Source organism: Kitasatospora sp. NPDC050463 (genome assembly GCF_040655255.1).
In the GTDB taxonomy this organism is placed as follows: Bacteria; Actinomycetota; Actinomycetes; order Streptomycetales; family Streptomycetaceae; genus Kitasatospora.
In genome coordinates this window covers 1-1221 of record NZ_JBFAJO010000229.1, presented here as the reverse complement: position 1 = coordinate 1221, position 1221 = coordinate 1, and the positions used below count along the sequence as shown (strand labels likewise).

The 1221-nt window shown below is 70.0% G+C and carries 1 pseudogene; it reads right to left on the bottom strand.

Annotated elements, in window-relative coordinates:
- Window positions 1-251: pseudogene (locus AB0J08_RS41675) on the bottom strand (3'(2'),5'-bisphosphate nucleotidase CysQ); the annotation flags it as partial.
- Window positions 252-1221 lie beyond the last annotated feature (970 nt).

Here is a 1221-nt window from a genome sequence, read left to right as displayed (position 1 = left end):
GCGAGCTCGTCCTCGACGAGGGGGGCCTGCGGGCGCAGGCGGGTGAGGGCGGGGCGCAGGACGTCGAGGGCCGCGTCGTCGTTGGCGGCGAGCGCCTGCATCAGCTGTTCGCGGGTCTCGTAGCGGACCACGTCTCCGAACCGCTCCCGCAGCGCGGCACCCGCTGCGCGCACCGCCCTCGCGGTCTGCTCGAGCAGGTCGGCGTCGGAGGTGGCGACGGCAATTCCGGTGCTCTGAATCGACGCGGACATGGTGGTGCTCCCAACTGAGCAGGGGTGAAGGGGGTGAAGAGGCGGACCCGGCGAAACCGTGTTTCGTTCGCGCCCACATCTCGAAGGTAGAAGGGCTCGTAATTAACTACAAGTGCATGTAAAGCACGGCTGGGATGAGTCTCATGCAATTGGTCAGCGAGAAGCCGAAGCCTCGGCCGTGCCTGGGGTGTGACGAGAGATCAGGTCCGGGGCGGTGGTCATGGTTGCGACATGACGGTCTCCCTTGCGGTGGCCGCCCGGGTGGTCCCGAGACGCTGTGGGCGGCCTCGGAACTCCACTACGAGGTTCGCGCCCAGCGCCGCGCCGACGATCCCGAGCACCGGGGTCATCCATCCCGTTCCCACAAGCGATCCCAGCAGCGCCCCCGCGACTGCCGCGGCGGCCGTGAACCGGGATCCGGGCTTCGTCTCCGGTCGCCCCGAGGCCGGTCAGCAGTCCGGTGCCGGGCACCACCACGACAGCTCTGGGAGCGGTACGACGTCCAGGTCATACCGACGCTCACGAAGGCCTTCCCGCCCCCGGTCGTCGGGGAGATCACCGCCGACTGCGCCTCACTCACCCTCGAGGACGACGACCACTGCGGTCTGCCGATGCCGACGGCCCGGGCCGGTGCGCGCGCAGGGCGGGCCGGGCGGCCCCTACGGCCTATTCGGCACCCGTTGCGGATCCTCAACCTGCGTGGGCCCGGCTTCACGACCGGATGCCGGGCCCGCGCGGCCGCGGGCGTCTCCGGCGCAGCTGGCCGCCTTCTGCCGGGGCGCCCGGTGTGTTGCCGATTCCTTTCGGTGCCACGACTTCTCGGCCTGCCGTGAATGCCTTGCAGGAGGCGTAGGCCGCGTCGACGGAACCGTTTCGGAAGTTGACGCTGTCCCCCGCGTTACCACCAGTCGGCAGACGGTCTGCAGCTGCTGCGTGCCCCCGGAAGAAGTCAGCCCCGACGACAGTCACG